Genomic DNA, 14,253 nt, shown 5'->3' on the forward strand with positions numbered 1-14,253 from the left:
CTTTGCGCAGACGCTGGCCCACAATGATCTGGCTGGAGTCGCGGGTTGACGCGGTCGCCAACAGTGCGTTGAGGCCGCGACTGCCTTGGTAGCCGAACCCAGCTCCCTGCTTCGACGCAGAGTGAACGTCGATGACGGTGTCGTCGACATCGACGAAGACTGTGGATGATTGCTCGTTGTCCTGACTGGCCGGCAGCAGAGGGGTGTGTTCATTGAGGTTGGTCAGGAAGCGGGAGGAGATGGCGTCGAGTTGTCTGACGTGGCCGAAGGCGAACGAGCGGAGGAACGAGCCCAAAGTCGAAGGGGCATAGACGCGGTCGAAGAGGTGTTTCATGCCGCCATGGCGGAGGATGTTCATGTCATCGATCGAGTCAGCCCCGGCGGCCATCCCCGCGACCAGTGTGGCCAGCTTCGCTGCTGGGTTCGCGCCCTTATCGGCCCCGGTGGTGGTCACGGTCAGATGGTCATCGGCAAGGTCTGGCAGGGCGGCGTTCTGGGCCAGTGCCATGGTCGGGACGAGCCCGGTGGCAGCGGTGAGGTTCGTGTCGTCGAAGGAGTGGGACACAGTCGTGGGTGTGTGGTTGAATAGCACCTGAGAGGTGCCCCTTTCTGTGTGGGATATGGAGACTTAGAACATCACCATTTTCCCAGTTCAGGAGGGGCATTTCCATTTCACGCGCGGCTTGATCCGGCTACTCGCATCGGTGGATCAAGGTTAACCCAATGCAGACCGTGACCATCCCCTGGAACCTCGTCGATGGCTTCGAGACGCATTTCGGCCTGACCGTGCGTACCCATGAGAAGAGGTTCTCGTCCTGGCCGCTGGCCGGCAAGGGCAAGAAGTGGGAGAAGGATGAGAACGAAATGCGTCGGCTCGTCGAGAGCCCGAGCCCGGCCGTCGATGCGGTGCTCGACCGCTACTCAGGTCTCAGCGATGAAGAGCTGGCCAACCCGGGCGGGAAGCGCACGATCGAGACGCGGTGGAACCTCGGCATCATCGTCGTGGGCCTCCTCGCCGCGGCCTGGGCCGTAGTGGGAATAGCAACGCTGCCCGGCTGAACGAGCCACCGGGCGTGGCAGCACAGGCAGGTGGAAGTCACCAGCCGCGTTCGCGCCACTCCCCCAGCTTCGGGCGCTCATCGCCGAGCGTCGTCGATGCCCCATGTCCGGGCAGCACAAGGGTGTCATCGGGCAGCGCAGCGAAGACCCGTTCCTCGAGGTCGTCCATGAGCGAGGTGAAGTCATCTCGCGACCAGGTCTTGCCCGGCCCGCCGGGGAACAGCGAGTCACCGGCGAACAGGATCGTATGTCCTCCGTCGCGCAGCAGCAGCGCGACCGACCCCGGGGTGTGCCCACGCAGCCCGATGGCTTGGAGGACGAAGCCGCCGAAGTCCCCGACGTCGAGGTGGTCGACTCTGTGTGCGATCTCCACTCCCTCGGCTTCGGCGATCGCTGCGGCGTCTTCGGACCCGGCGATCGTCATCGCATCCGGATATTTCGCCGAGGCGGCCGGCAATGCGCGGATATGATCCCAATGCCGGTGCGTGGTGATGATCGCCCGCAGCTCCGGCTGCGCCTCGGTGTCCGCGGCGCCGGCGGCCACGAGCCCGGAGATCGCCTCGATGTCGTCGGCCGCGTCGATGAGCACCTGCGAACCGGTCTCCTTCGCCGTGATCAGGTAGACGTTGTTCTCCATCTCGGAGACTGCGATCGATCGGATGACGACGTGCTCGGTTGCGATCGTGTTCATTTCCCAACTCCTCTTCACGCTGTGCACGGTTGAGTGCGCTGTCTGCGGTCCGTCCGCAGGGATCAGTGGCAGGTCACCAGGCTCCTCGAGTGTACTGCGGCGGGTAGGGACCGGGTTCGACACCGAGGACATGTGCGGCACGCTGCGGCCACGACGGCTCGCGCAGGGCGGCCCGAGCCATGAAGATCGCATCGGCCTGGCCGGTGCTGAGAATGGTCTCGGCCTGCTCCGGGTCGGTGATGAGGCCGACGGCGCCCGTCGGTACGCCTTCGGCGCGGATGGCGGCGGCCAGGGACACCTGGTAGCCGGGACCGATGGGGATGCGTACCGGATGATTGCCCCCGGACGAGACGTCGATGAGGTCGACGCCTGCTTCGGACAGGCTGCGGGAGACCTCGGCGGCCTCGGAGATGTCGAAGCCGCCTTCGGTCCATTCGCTGGCCGAGATCCGCACGAACACCGGCACGTCCTCGCCGACCTCGGCGCGGACTGCCGCGTTGACCTCGTGCAGAAGCCGGGAGCGACCGGCGAGGTCGCCGCCGTATTCGTCTTCACGCTGGTTCGACAGCGGGGACAGGAACGAATGGAGCAGGTACCCGTGGGCCGCGTGGAGTTCGACGAGGTCGAACCCGGCGTCAACAGCACGTCGGGCTGCGGATGCGAAGGCTGCGACCACCTCGGCGATATCGTCTTTCGTCATCGCCTGCGGCTCGGCAAGATCCGGGTAGGCAACAGCACTGGCACCGGCGGTCGGCCATCCGCCGGCGGACTCCGGGACGCTGCCCCGAGGTTCGCCTGCGAATGGCCGGTACGTGCTCGCTTTGCGGCCGGCATGGGCGAGCTGGATGCCGATGATGCTGCCCTGGGAGTGGACGAAGTCGACGACGGCCGACCAGGATTCGGCCTGTTCGTCGTTCCAGATTCCCGCGTCCTGCGGAGAGATGCGTCCCTCTGGGACAACGGCAGAGGCTTCGGTGAGGATGAGACCGAAACCGCCCTGAGCCCTGGCGCCGAGGTGGACCAGATGCCACGGACCGGGCATACCGTCCTCGGCTTCGCAGGAGTACTGGCACATCGGGGCGAGCCAGATGCGGTTGGGAATCTCGATGCCACGCAGGGTCAGCGGTGTGAAGAGCTCAGTCATGGCTCAAGTCTGCCAGTTCCGATCGGGCTCACACAGCGATCCCGAATACCGGTACGGCGAGCAGATAGACGGTGGCTGTGATGAGAACGATGCCGATGATGTTCAGCCACAGGCCGCCCTTGACCATCTGGCCCACGGTGACATATCCGGAACCGTAGGCCACCGCATTCGGCGGGGTGGCTACGGGCAGCATAAACGCGCAGGTCGCGGCCAGGGCGACGGGGACCGTCAGCAGCAGCGGGTCGAAGTTGAGTCCCATGGCCACTCCCCCGACAACGGGTACGAATGTCGCCGCCGTTGCTGTGTTCGAGGTCAGTTCGGTGAGGAACAGGATGATGGCGGCGAAGATCGCGACGACGAGAACGACCGGCAGAACGCCGAGGCCGCTCGTCGTCTTGCCTATCCACTCGGTCAGTCCGGAGTCCGAAAACTGCGCCGAGAGCGCGAGACCGCCGCCGAAGAGCAGGAGCACACCCCACGGGAGCTTCTCCGCAGTATCCCAGTCGAGGAGGCGCACCCCGCGGTTCGCCCCTCCCGGGATGAGGAAGAGGAGTAGGCCGATGACCATTGCGATGCCTTCGTCACTGATCGGCGGTTCGTCGAAGATCAGAGGCAGCGAGATCCAGCTCGCGGCGGCAAGCACGAACATGACGAGGACCAGCTTCTCACCGGTTGACATAGGCCCGAGCTTGCTCAGCTCATCTCGGATGAGTTCGCGCCCGCCGGGGATGTGATCGATCTCGGGTCTGAACAGGACCTTGACAAGCAGGAACCAGGCGATCGCCATCATGACGATCGACAGCGGCACACCGACGATCATCCATTGGGCGAAGCCAATGGAAATGTCGTGATTGTCCTTGAGGTACCCGACGAGAAAGAGGTTGGGAGGAGTGCCGATGATCGTCCCCAGCGATCCGATCGATGCGGAGTACGCGATGCCGAGCATCAGCGCGGTGCCGAAGTTCGACTTGACCACCGCTCCGAGACCGGTGTCATCGCCGCCGGCAGATGCCTGATCTGCGGCTTCGTCAGCCGCGGTTCGGTCAGCGTCATCGCCTTCGTCCGTATCCGCAGTTTTGCCCGCACTGTCGGTGAGCGCTGTGCCCACGACTTTCGACACGATCATGAGCACCGACATGCCGATCGGCAGCATCATCACCGCGGTGGCCGTGTTCGACACCCACATCGAGATGAATCCGGTGGCGATCATAAAACCGGCGATCATCGGCCCTGGCCGATCGCCCATGATGCTCAGAGTCACGAGCGCGATCCGGCGGTGCAGATTCCATCGCTGCATCGCCAGAGCGATGAGGAAGCCGCCGAGGAAGAGGAAGATGATCGGGTTGCCGAAGGAGGCACCCACCGTCTCCATATCCACATCCGTGCCGAGCACCGGGAAAGCGACGAGCGGGACGAGCGAGGTCGCTGCGATCGGCAGCGCCTCGGTCATCCACCAGACGGCCATCAGCACCGCGACGGCTGCGGTCAGCTTCGCGGGATGACCCACACCAGCAGGCATGATCGCATATATGAGGGTGGAGAAGATGAGCCCGAGCAGGAATCCGGTCCACCGGATCCGCAACGTGCTGCGGCTGATGCCGGGTTCTCGTTCGCCGGGAGACCGCAGATCGATTTCGGTGGAGCTGAACTCAGGTGTTTTCGAGCGCGGGGACATTTTCGCTCCTCTACGAGCAGAGTTGCCTGTGCTTTCGCACCACCCTACTGCAGCGGCGGTCTCCCTATCGGATGCAAAGTGCTCTGACCCTCGCTGCTCCGATCTCAGAGCCCGTCGCAGAACTCCTGGATGTGGTCGGCAACGATGTCCGGATGTTCGACTATCGGCAGGTGCGCGGAGTCGGGAATCGTGACGAAGCGCGAACCCTCGACCTGATCGGCCATGGCCCGCATCGCCTCCGGGGTGCACCCGGAATCCTGGGCTCCCGCCATGAACAGGGTCGGAGTGGTGATCGCTGAGAGCAGCCCGGTCAGATCATAGGACTTCAGCGCCGAGGCGGCTCCGATGTAGGCGTCATCGTCGATGAGGGCGAGGTCGGCGAGCACGAGGTGGCCGGTGGCGATGTCCTCACCGAGGAATCCCGCCGCGAACCACCGATCGGCGGTGTCATCGACGAGGCCGCGGGTCCCGGAGGTTCGCACCTCACCGATCCGCTCCTGCCAGGAATCCGGTGTGCCGAACTTCTCCGCGGTCGCACACGCGACGAGCCCGGTCAGCGCGTCGGGATGGCTGCGCGCAAGCGAGAGCCCGATCGCACCGGAGATCGACACCCCGCAATAGGCGAAGGAGGTCACGCCCTCGGCGGCCAGGGACTCGACGAGGCCGGAAGCCAGCTGATCGATCGTGGGCGGTTCGGCCGCCTCGGCGAGGGGCTCAGGCCCCGGCACGGTGTGTCCGGGCAGGTCGGAGACGTAGATCTGGAAATCATCGGCCAAGCGTGCGGCCACAGACGACCACAAGGTCATCCGTGTGCCCAGGGCGTTGCCGAAGACGAGGACGGGAGAACCGGGATTGTCGTTGAAGGCACGGACGGCGATGCGCATGGGAGGCTCCTAGAGAAGAGGTGGGGCAGGATTTCGACGGGAGGGCGACGTCGCGATCGGTCAGGAGTCTGTCGATGTCAGCCTACCGCCGGAGTACTCGAGATAACAGCGTGGGCACAGCGACTCATAGGTCACGGCGTTGCCGTCGATGGCGACCTGATCACCATCGAAGATGAACTGACCGTCGACGAGGCGACCGTTGAACATCGCCTTGCGTCCGCAGCGACAGATCGTCTTGAGCTCTTCGAGGGTGTGGGCGATCTCGAGCAGCCGTGCCGATCCGGGGAAGGCCTTTGTCTGGAAGTCGGTGCGGATTCCGTAGCACATCACCGGCACCGAAGCATTCGTGGCGATCCGCATGAGCGAATCCACTTGGACGGGGGTGAGGAATTGCGCTTCGTCGATGAGCAGGCAGGCGACGGGAGTCTTCGGTGCGTCGATCGACTCGAGCAGAGCATCATGGTCGACGTAGTCGGCGTGCTCGGCGTAGATGGTCTCGGCATCGCCGTCTGGAGGGATGAGGAAGTCGACCTCCCGAGTCACGCCCAAGCGCGACACGATCTCGGAGGCGCCCTTCGTATCGACGACCGGTTTGGCCAACAGGACCCGCTGTCCGCGCTCCTCGTAGTTGAAGGCAGCTTGCAGGAGAGCGGTCGACTTGCCGGAATTCATCGCCCCGTACCGGAAGTAGAGTTTGGCCACTGTCATCCTCTTTCTGTTGTCCGTGCCGACACAGAAGACTACCCGGTGCCGGGCGGGGTGTGAGCACCATCATCGGCCCGGGCCGACTACCGAAATCGTCCGGAAGGTAAGATGGAGGCGACAAACCCCAAGAAGATGCGGAGTAGTCCACAACTATGGCTAAAATCATTTACACGCGCACGGATGAAGCACCGCTTCTGGCGACCTACTCGCTCAAACCGATCATCGAAGCCTTCGCCACATCGGCCGGCGTCGAGGTCGAGACGCGAGATATCTCCCTTGCCGCGCGCGTGCTGGCCCAGTTCAGTGACCGCCTGCCCGAAGATCAGCAGGTCGGCGACGCCCTGGCCGAACTGGGCGCTCTGGCCCAGACGCCCGATGCCAACATCATCAAGCTGCCGAACATCTCGGCTTCCGTGCCGCAGCTCAAAGCCACCATCGCCGAGCTGCAGGGACAGGGCTACGAGCTGCCCGACTACCCGGAAGAGCCTTCGACCGATGAAGAGAAGGACATTCGGGCACGCTACGACAGGGTCAAGGGCTCGGCCGTCAACCCGGTGCTGCGCGAAGGCAACTCCGACCGCCGCGCGCCCGAGGCCGTGAAGAACTTCGCCAAGGCCCACCCGCACTCGATGGGCGAATGGTCCAAGGACTCGAAGACCCACGTGGCCACCATGGACTCGCAGGACTTCCGCGACAACGAGAAGTCCGTGATCATCGATGCCGATGACACGCTGACGATCCGTCTGCGCACCGAATCCGGTGAGACGCAGGTCCTCAAGGAGTCCCTGCCCGTCCTCGCCGGTGAGATCATCGATGCCACGAAGATGGATGTCGCCGCTCTCGACGAGTTCGTCAAGGAGCAGATCGAGCACGCCAAGGCCGACGGAGTCCTGTTCTCCGTCCACCTCAAGGCCACGATGATGAAGGTGTCCGACCCGATCCTCTTCGGCAAGGTCATCGAAGCCTTCTTCCCCGAGGTGTTCGCCGAATACGGAGACGTCCTCGCCGAGGCGGGGCTGACCTCCGACAACGGACTGGCCGCGATCCTCGCCGGCCTCGACACCCTGCCTGCCGACGCTGCAGCCGGCATCAAGGCCGGAATCGAGAAGGGCCTGGCCGACGGACCTGACCTGGCCATGGTCAACTCGCACAAGGGGATCACGAACCTCCACGTCCCCTCCGACGTCATCGTCGATGCCTCGATGCCCGCGATGATCCGCGTCGGCGGCAAGATGTGGAACAAGGACGATCAGACCCAGGACACCCTGGCCGTCATCCCCGACTCCTCCTACGCCGGCGTCTACCAGACCGTCATCGAGGACTGCAAGGCCAAGGGCGCCTTCGACCCGCAGACCATGGGCACCGTGCCCAACGTCGGTCTCATGGCGCAGAAGGCCGAAGAGTACGGCAGTCACGACAAGACGTTCGAAATCGCCGCGCCCGGAGTCGTCGAGGTCGTCAACTCCGCCGGTGAGGTGCTCATGAGCCACGAGGTCGCCGCCGGTGACATCTGGCGCGCCTGCCAGACCAAGGACATCCCGGTCCGCGACTGGGTCAAGCTCGCTGTCACCCGTGCCCGTCTCTCCGACACCCCGGCCGTGTTCTGGCTCGACGAGACCCGTGCGCATGACAACAACATCCGGTCGAAAGTCGAGGAATATCTCCGCGACCACGACACCGAGGGACTCGACATCCGGATCATGAACCCGGCGGAGGCGACCCAGTTCTCCATCGACCGCATCCGCGAGGGCAAGGACACCATCTCGGTGACCGGCAACGTGCTGCGCGACTACAACACGGACCTGTTCCCGATCCTCGAGCTCGGCACCTCCGCGAAGATGCTCTCCGTGGTTCCGCTCATCGCCGGCGGCGGACTCTTCGAGACCGGTGCCGGCGGTTCGGCACCCAAGCACGTCCAGCAGCTCGTGGAGGAGAACCACCTGCGCTGGGACTCCCTCGGTGAGTTCCTCGCCCTGGCCGAATCGTTCCGCCACGAGTTCAATGTTCACGGCAATGAACGTGCCGGCGTCCTCGCCGACACCCTCGATGCCGCCACGGGCAAGTTCCTCGAAGAGAACAAGTCCCCGTCACGCAAGGTCGGCGAGATCGACAACCGCGGAAGCCACTTCTACCTCACCCTCTACTGGGCGGAGAACCTGGCCGAGCAGACCTCCGACGAAGCGCTGGCCGAGGCCATCGCACCGGTGGCGAAGGCTCTGGCCGAAAAGGAAGAGACCATCGCGGCCGAACTCCTCGAGGTGCAGGGCAGCCCGGTCGACCTGGGCGGCTACTACTACCCCAACGAAGAGAAGATCTCCGCGGCGATGCGCCCCTCGGCCACGCTCAACGAGATCATCTCCTCGCTGAGCAAGAACGTCTGATCTCCTGATCGACGTTCCCGCAGTGCCCTGACAACGGTTCGGGGACACCCACAGCACTACCCGACTCATGCGCCCCATCAGCAGTTATGATGGGGCGCATGAGTACTCAAGACCCGCGCGGCGAATCCCAGACGCCCGAAGAGCTCCTGGCCGAAACCGATTCCGTGCTCGGGAACGAGACTCCCGCGACCGGCGAGACACGAGAGATCGATCCGCACGGGCAGACGCAGCCGCCCGAACCGACGCAGCCTCCGGCCGAGCACACCAACGACCTGCCATCGACGAAGGGCGGCACAGGAATGTCGGCGGGCATGTGGATCTCCCTCATCATCGGGGCGATCATCGTCGTACTGCTCCTCATCTTCATCCTGCAGAACAATGTGCCCGCCGAGTTCAAGTACTTCGGCTGGCAATTCGAACTGCCCTTGGGCGTAGCCATGCTCTTTGCCGCGATCGGCGGCATCCTCATTGCCGGTCTCCTCGGTTCGGTGCGAATCTTCGTCCTCAGCCGCAAGCTGAAGAAGATCCACAAAGCACTGGGCCGCTGAACCATGCCGTTCCATCCCAGCTTCACCGAGTTGTCCACCACGCTGCCCGCGACCCTCATCCTCGCCGATACCGCAGCCGAGGCGGCCTGGACGCGCACAGACGATTCCGTGCTCACCGAGCAGGAACGCAACTATGCCCGCGAATTCGACGCCGAGGCGGCCGCCACCTGGTCAGCCGGCCGTGTCGTTCTGCGGCACGTGCTCGGATCGCATCTGGACCAGGATCCGGGCGGGATCGAGATCCGTCTCGACTCGGCAGGCAAACCCCGCAACGACGACTGCGAGTTCTCCGTGTCCCGATCGCGCAGGCTCGTGATCGTCGCCGTCTGTGAGGATCCGGTCGGCCTCGACATCGAAGCCGCTCCGGACACCGCGATGGCCCTCGAAGCGCTGAGCCTCGTGCATCCGACAGAACGCAGTGAGCTTGAGGCACTGCCCGAATCCGAGCTGGCTGTCACGTTCGCACGGCTGTGGGCGCGCAAGGAGGCATTCCTCCGGGCACTGAGCACCGGGCTGGCTCGCGATCCCGGGATGGACTATGTCGGCTGCGGACCGCAGCCGCAGTCACCGCACCCGGATATCGACATCCACGACCTCGATTCGGGGATCCCCGCCGGGCACGTCGCAGCGATCGCGTTCAACCGCTGAGCCGCGGGTTCAGTCGTTGAACCGCGGACCGTTCTCTCCCGTTGTGAATACCACGGCGATGCCCAGTGATCCCACAATCACGAGGCCGAAGAGGATCCAGGCACCAGCAGGATTCGCAGCTGCGGCGAGGACGAGACCGATGACGATCGCCAGGATGATCAGGGCGTCGAAGATCATCGGGTACTTCAGGTAGCGCTTCTCCCCTTTACTCACGGCGTAGGAGATCTGAGTCGCAGCGCTGAGGAACAGCAGCACCATGGCGGTGATGACCAGCCAGCGCGGTGACAGGAAGAAGTGCGCAAGACCATTGGAGAACACTGCGCCGAGGACGGCAAGGACCAGTTTGATCGTGCCGTCGACCGCGAAACCGGATTTCCTCATGCCTGCATCCTACTCAACAGCTCCTGCACGGTGGCCAGAGCCCCCTGCAGCACCGTGGCCTCGACGTTCGAATGGGCGATGACGAGTCCATGCCGCACCTCATCCCCACCGGTCCAGCCTCGGGCCAGGGACGCGACGAGGATGCCGCGCTCGGCGAGCTGTCGCAGCAGGCTGTGCGCCTGGGCCTCGGAGGTTTCGATGACGAGTGTCCTCCCTTCGTGGACCAGCCCGGGGATCGGCCCGACGCCGGCGACGATGCCTTCGGCCGCCCGCAGCCGTCGTCGGCCGCGGGAGATGCGCCGACGCAGTCCCCCGGAACCGAGGTAGGAGGCGATGGCCATCTGCAGGATCGGTGAGAACGCCGGTCCGAGTGCTGTGCGCATCCCCATGAGACGGGTGGACAGTTCACCTCGGGCGATGAGGTATCCGGTCGACACGGCCGAAGTCAGCAGGGTGGAGAAGGTTCCGATGTGCACGACCTGGGCGCGACTGCCCGTTGACGACGCGAGTTCGAAGAGAGTCGGCAGCACGGTGCGGGTGTAGCGGGCTTCGCTGTCGTAGTCGTCTTCGACGAGGACGATGCTGTTCGCCGCGGCCCAGTCGAGAAGTCGGACTCTGTGATCGACCGGCATCGGCGTTCCGTGCGGGAACTGATGGTTCGGAGTCACAACGGCCGCACCCACCCCGTGCGGTGCCGGCGCCGACTCGTCGAATTCGAGCGGCACGAGTTCCTGGTCCGTCATCGCCTGCCGCAGACCGGGGAAGCCCGGGTTCTCCACCGCGATCGTCCCGGTCACGCCGAGGCTGAGCAGCAGTCGCAGTCCATCGCGGGATCCGCTGGTGAGGATGATCTCGTCGGGATCGACGGCCATGCCCCGGGTCAGACGCAGATAGTCGGCGATGGCCCACCGGGCGTCCGGTTGGCCCAACGGGTCGATGGGGCCCGGATCGAGGTCGAGTGACTCCCGCCAAGCGCGCCGGAACGCCGGTTCCCGCAGCGGGTCGTCACCGCCGAAACCGGGGCGCAGGTCGACGTAGTTGCGCAGACGCCGCCGCGGGGAGTCGGGCACTCGGGACCGCGGACGGGCACGCTCCGGCGTGGACGGCAGCTCCGGGTTGATCCGGGTCATCGACCGTTCAGCGCTGACGAGGAATCCCTCGACGGCGAGCTGGCCGTACGCGGTCTCGACGCTGCCTCGCGAGATCCCGAGGTGCTTAGCCAGACGCCTGCTCGAGGGCACAGCATCTCCGGAGCGCAGCGTGCCTTCGGCGATGAGCCGCCGCATCTCCTGGGTCAGCTGATCGGGCAGCGGAGTCGGTCGGGTCTTGTCGACGCTCACGGGAAGAGCGATCCCCTCAGCCTGCTTGCTCGCATCCATCCGTCGATAGTAGTCCCCCAATGATCATCTGGCCTAAAATCCTTCCTGCTTTCTGGCTCTCTCGTTGAGCCACCGAGCCGTTTAGGCTGAGAAGGAACGGCCGTTCACCCCTGAAGAAACTCGATCCTCGACCCCATGACAGCCCGCGGCAATCTGCTGCAGCGCTGGGTCGACTCGGATCGTCTCCGCAACAGTGAATGGACAAACACCCAATGACCGAGACACAGACCCTGCTCAACACCGGACTGGCTCAGATGCTCAAGGGCGGCGTCATCATGGACGTCGTCAACGAAGAGCAGGCACGCATCGCCGAAGCCGCCGGAGCATCGGCCGTGATGGCCCTCGAACGCGTTCCCGCAGACATCCGCGCTCAGGGCGGAGTCGCCAGGATGAGCGATCCCGATCTCATCGATTCGATCATCAGCGCCGTGTCCGTCCCGGTCATGGCGAAGGCTCGTATCGGCCACTTCGTCGAAGCCCAGATCCTCGAGACCCTCGGGGTGGACTACATCGACGAATCCGAGGTCCTCTCCCCCGCCGACTACGTCAACCACATCGACAAATCCGTCTTCCAGGTTCCCTTCGTCTGCGGGGCGACCAACCTCGGTGAGGCGCTGCGCCGCATCACCGAAGGCGCTTCCATGATCCGGTCGAAGGGCGAAGCCGGCACCGGCGATGTCTCCGAGGCGATGCGTCACCTGCGGACCATCAATTACGAGATCCGTGCCCTCGGCGCCAAGAGCGAAGACGAGCTCTACGTTGCGGCTAAGGAGATCGCCGCCCCATACCACCTGGTCAAGCAGGTTGCGAGCCTCGGTCGTCTGCCCGTCGTGACCTTCGTGGCCGGCGGCATCGCCACCCCGGCCGATGCGGCGATGATGATGCAGCTCGGCGCCGACGGCGTGTTCGTCGGCTCCGGCATCTTCAAGTCCGGCAATCCGGAGGCCCGGGCGAAGGCCATCGTCGAAGCCACCACCCACTTCGATGACCCAGCGGCGGTGGCGGCGGCTTCGCGCGGGCTCGGCGATGCCATGGTCGGCATCAATGTCGCCGACGTTCCCGCTCCCCACCGCCTGGCCGAGCGCGGCTGGTGAGAGTCGGGGTCCTCGCCCTCCAGGGAGCGTTCCGTGAGCACCTGATCATGCTGCGCTCCCTGGGGGTCGACTCCTGCCCGGTCACCCGAGCCGAACACGTCTCCGACGTCGATGCGGTCATCCTGCCCGGAGGCGAATCCACGGCCATGGTCCGCATCGCCTCCGGTACGGATCTCTTCGCCCGTCTGCGAGAGCGGATGGACGGCGGGCTCCCTGTCTTCGGCACTTGTGCCGGGCTCATCCTCATGGCTGACCGGCTGAGCGACGATTCGCTGGGCGGCTTCGAACGCCTCGGCGGTCTGGACATCACCGTGGCCCGCAACGCCTACGGACGGCAGCGGGACTCGTTCACAGCACCGGTCGACGTCTCAGGATTGGCCGACCCGTTCAACGCGACCTTCATCCGGGCCCCGCAGATCCTCGATGTCGGATTCGACACCGAGGTCCTGGCCTGTCACAACGACCGCCCGGTGCTGGTGCGACAGGGCAACCTCTGGGGCGGCAGCTTCCACCCGGAGTTAGCGCAAGATCCGCGGGTCCATGCAGAATTCCTCCAACGCCTCGGCGCCACGGTGTGAGGTTCGAGTCATGGCCGCCCCGGAACCTCCGACCCCTTACGAGGGAGGCGCTGACACCCACAATCGGCTCTCACCGGCGTTCACTCGCAGTTCGAGACAGTCACCGATGAGATCCCCGTCGACCTGTGCGGGTGCGGGGCTCGTGAGCTTCACCATCGCCGAGGCAGACCTGCGATAGTGCATGAACGGACTCTGCGCGGGGCGTCCTTGCAGGCAGGCCGAGGCGATGCCGCCCCAGGCCAGGAAGCGTCGAGCGGTGCCGCGCGGCAGAGGGCCGACCCTGAGCACGGAGAATTCGGCGTCATCGATCCGGGCATCCGGGAACACCGAGGTGGGCCCGGCGGGACGAGCGACCTTCGACGCCATCATCGACCACATCGATTCCGGTGTGGATGCTTCGACGGCTCGCCGCGTCTGTGAGGCCAGATCGGCGGCGAAGAGAGCACGCGCTGCACCCCAGGCGTAGCCGAGCAGCCCGGGCGCACGATGGTGATGGGCGACGGCTCGGGCGTCGCCCCCGATCCCGGCCAGGCTGATGAAGTCATGTCGGGTCCAGCTTCCGTCGGCGCCCCTGGCTTCGACAGTGTTGATCGGGATGCTGCGTCCGTGATTCGTCGCGGCCGCAGAGACCACTGTCATGGTGTCTGCGTGCTTGCCCGCCTGGTTCGACGGCCGGTGCCCGGGTTTCGGATCTGCGGTCAGAGGCAGGGTGTGCAGACAGTGGTCGATCGCCTCCCGTGCAGAACTGATTCCCACGTGGCGGCTGAGCACATTCGCCGTTCCCGTCGGGATGAGGAACGTCAGGACACCGGCCTCGGCGAGGACCGGTGCTGCGGCCCGAATGGTGCCGTCTCCTCCGAGGATGATGATGGTCTCTGCACCCCAGGCCAACAGCTGTTCTGCTTGCCATCGGCCGGAACGAGATTCGGTCGTCGTCATCGTCCGATACCGCATCCGGAGCCGGCGCAGCCCGGCGGTGAGAACGGCATAAGCACGGTGGGTCGGGGCATGTTTCGGGTTGACGATGATCCCGATGCCGGTCATCGGGTGGACAGTCTCGGCTCGGCCTTCCACTGGTTCTTGCAT

The 14,253-nt window shown here is 65.0% G+C and carries 14 protein-coding genes and 1 pseudogene; 6 read left to right on the forward strand and 9 right to left on the reverse strand.

The window, feature by feature from the left end:
* Window positions 1–565 (reverse strand): annotated as a pseudogene (locus ACPUD7_RS06160) (IS1380 family transposase); the annotation flags it as partial.
* A gap of 158 nt (window positions 566–723) precedes the next feature.
* Between ACPUD7_RS06160 and ACPUD7_RS06165 the strand changes: the two are divergent.
* Window positions 724–1,059, forward strand: a complete 336-nt coding sequence (locus ACPUD7_RS06165) for a hypothetical protein (RefSeq protein WP_135538378.1) — start codon at window positions 724–726, stop codon at window positions 1,057–1,059.
* Between the two features lie 37 nt (window positions 1,060–1,096).
* On the opposite strand, the gene ACPUD7_RS06170 is transcribed toward ACPUD7_RS06165, so the two are convergent.
* The 5 genes from ACPUD7_RS06170 to ACPUD7_RS06190 all read right to left on the reverse strand — a co-directional run bounded on the left by ACPUD7_RS06170 (window position 1,097) and on the right by ACPUD7_RS06190 (window position 6,155).
* A complete protein-coding gene (locus ACPUD7_RS06170) occupies window positions 1,097–1,750 on the reverse strand; it encodes an MBL fold metallo-hydrolase (protein WP_135538376.1) in 654 nt (217 codons plus the stop codon).
* A gap of 73 nt (window positions 1,751–1,823) precedes the next feature.
* Window positions 1,824–2,894 (reverse strand): NADH:flavin oxidoreductase/NADH oxidase, encoded by a 1,071-nt coding sequence (locus ACPUD7_RS06175; RefSeq protein ID WP_135538374.1) that lies wholly within the window; start codon window positions 2,892–2,894, stop codon window positions 1,824–1,826.
* 28 nt (window positions 2,895–2,922) lie between these two features.
* A complete protein-coding gene (locus ACPUD7_RS06180) occupies window positions 2,923–4,569 on the reverse strand; it encodes an SLC13 family permease (RefSeq protein WP_135538372.1) in 1,647 nt (548 codons plus the stop codon).
* Between the two features lie 104 nt (window positions 4,570–4,673).
* Window positions 4,674–5,453, reverse strand: a complete 780-nt coding sequence (locus ACPUD7_RS06185; RefSeq protein WP_135538370.1) for an alpha/beta fold hydrolase — start codon at window positions 5,451–5,453, stop codon at window positions 4,674–4,676.
* A gap of 60 nt (window positions 5,454–5,513) precedes the next feature.
* Window positions 5,514–6,155: a thymidine kinase gene (locus tag ACPUD7_RS06190; RefSeq protein ID WP_135538368.1), complete on the reverse strand. Its 642-nt coding sequence runs from the start codon at window positions 6,153–6,155 to the stop codon at window positions 5,514–5,516.
* 155 nt (window positions 6,156–6,310) lie between these two features.
* Here ACPUD7_RS06190 and ACPUD7_RS06195 point away from each other — a divergent pair, with 155 nt between their 5' ends.
* From ACPUD7_RS06195 to ACPUD7_RS06205, 3 genes are all read left to right on the forward strand, one after another.
* A complete protein-coding gene (locus ACPUD7_RS06195; RefSeq protein WP_425119430.1) occupies window positions 6,311–8,539 on the forward strand; it encodes an NADP-dependent isocitrate dehydrogenase in 2,229 nt (742 codons plus the stop codon).
* Between the two features lie 98 nt (window positions 8,540–8,637).
* On the forward strand, window positions 8,638–9,087 hold the full coding sequence (locus ACPUD7_RS06200) for a LapA family protein (RefSeq protein WP_425119431.1): 450 nt from the start codon (window positions 8,638–8,640) through the stop codon (window positions 9,085–9,087).
* Between the two features lie 3 nt (window positions 9,088–9,090).
* On the forward strand, window positions 9,091–9,735 hold the full coding sequence (locus tag ACPUD7_RS06205; protein WP_135538363.1) for a 4'-phosphopantetheinyl transferase family protein: 645 nt from the start codon (window positions 9,091–9,093) through the stop codon (window positions 9,733–9,735).
* Window positions 9,736–9,744: 9 nt separating this feature from the next.
* Here the strand turns inward: ACPUD7_RS06205 and ACPUD7_RS06210 are convergent, their stop codons facing one another.
* Window positions 9,745–10,116, reverse strand: a complete 372-nt coding sequence (locus tag ACPUD7_RS06210; RefSeq protein WP_135538361.1) for a hypothetical protein — start codon at window positions 10,114–10,116, stop codon at window positions 9,745–9,747.
* Window positions 10,113–11,495 (reverse strand): PLP-dependent aminotransferase family protein, encoded by a 1,383-nt coding sequence (locus ACPUD7_RS06215; RefSeq protein WP_135538359.1) that lies wholly within the window; start codon window positions 11,493–11,495, stop codon window positions 10,113–10,115. The genes ACPUD7_RS06210 and ACPUD7_RS06215 overlap by 4 nt, the downstream gene beginning before the upstream one ends.
* A 212-nt stretch (window positions 11,496–11,707) precedes the next feature.
* On the opposite strand from ACPUD7_RS06215, the gene pdxS reads away from it, so the two are divergent.
* Together pdxS and pdxT are read left to right on the forward strand one after the other, a co-directional pair.
* Window positions 11,708–12,589 (forward strand): pyridoxal 5'-phosphate synthase lyase subunit PdxS, encoded by an 882-nt coding sequence (gene pdxS / locus ACPUD7_RS06220; protein WP_425119432.1) that lies wholly within the window; start codon window positions 11,708–11,710, stop codon window positions 12,587–12,589.
* Window positions 12,586–13,167: a pyridoxal 5'-phosphate synthase glutaminase subunit PdxT gene (pdxT, locus tag ACPUD7_RS06225; RefSeq protein WP_425119433.1), complete on the forward strand. Its 582-nt coding sequence runs from the start codon at window positions 12,586–12,588 to the stop codon at window positions 13,165–13,167. Before pdxS ends, pdxT begins: the two co-directional genes overlap by 4 nt.
* Before the next feature lie 36 nt (window positions 13,168–13,203).
* Here pdxT and ACPUD7_RS06230 read toward each other — a convergent pair whose 3' ends face one another.
* Window positions 13,204–14,253 (reverse strand): diacylglycerol/lipid kinase family protein, encoded by a 1,050-nt coding sequence (locus tag ACPUD7_RS06230; protein WP_425119434.1) that lies wholly within the window; start codon window positions 14,251–14,253, stop codon window positions 13,204–13,206.

The sequence above is a fragment of the Brevibacterium sp. FAM 24630 genome (assembly GCF_049804075.1).
Classification (GTDB): Bacteria; Actinomycetota; Actinomycetes; order Actinomycetales; family Brevibacteriaceae; genus Brevibacterium.

Coding starts and splice junctions, on each gene's coding strand:
- ACPUD7_RS06180 (WP_135538372.1), bottom strand. CDS start 4,569: ATGTCCCCGCGCTCGAAAACACCTGAGTTCAGCTCCACCGAAATCGAT.
- ACPUD7_RS06185 (WP_135538370.1), bottom strand. CDS start 5,453: ATGCGCATCGCCGTCCGTGCCTTCAACGACAATCCCGGTTCTCCCGTC.
- pdxS (WP_425119432.1), top strand. CDS start 11,708: ATGACCGAGACACAGACCCTGCTCAACACCGGACTGGCTCAGATGCTC.
- ACPUD7_RS06210 (WP_135538361.1), bottom strand. CDS start 10,116: ATGAGGAAATCCGGTTTCGCGGTCGACGGCACGATCAAACTGGTCCTT.
- ACPUD7_RS06205 (WP_135538363.1), top strand. CDS start 9,091: ATGCCGTTCCATCCCAGCTTCACCGAGTTGTCCACCACGCTGCCCGCG.
- ACPUD7_RS06175 (WP_135538374.1), bottom strand. CDS start 2,894: ATGACTGAGCTCTTCACACCGCTGACCCTGCGTGGCATCGAGATTCCC.
- ACPUD7_RS06215 (WP_135538359.1), bottom strand. CDS start 11,495: ATGGATGCGAGCAAGCAGGCTGAGGGGATCGCTCTTCCCGTGAGCGTC.
- ACPUD7_RS06195 (WP_425119430.1), top strand. CDS start 6,311: ATGGCTAAAATCATTTACACGCGCACGGATGAAGCACCGCTTCTGGCG.
- ACPUD7_RS06230 (WP_425119434.1), bottom strand. CDS start 14,253: ATGCAAGAACCAGTGGAAGGCCGAGCCGAGACTGTCCACCCGATGACC.
- ACPUD7_RS06200 (WP_425119431.1), top strand. CDS start 8,638: ATGAGTACTCAAGACCCGCGCGGCGAATCCCAGACGCCCGAAGAGCTC.
- ACPUD7_RS06165 (WP_135538378.1), top strand. CDS start 724: ATGCAGACCGTGACCATCCCCTGGAACCTCGTCGATGGCTTCGAGACG.
- ACPUD7_RS06170 (WP_135538376.1), bottom strand. CDS start 1,750: ATGAACACGATCGCAACCGAGCACGTCGTCATCCGATCGATCGCAGTC.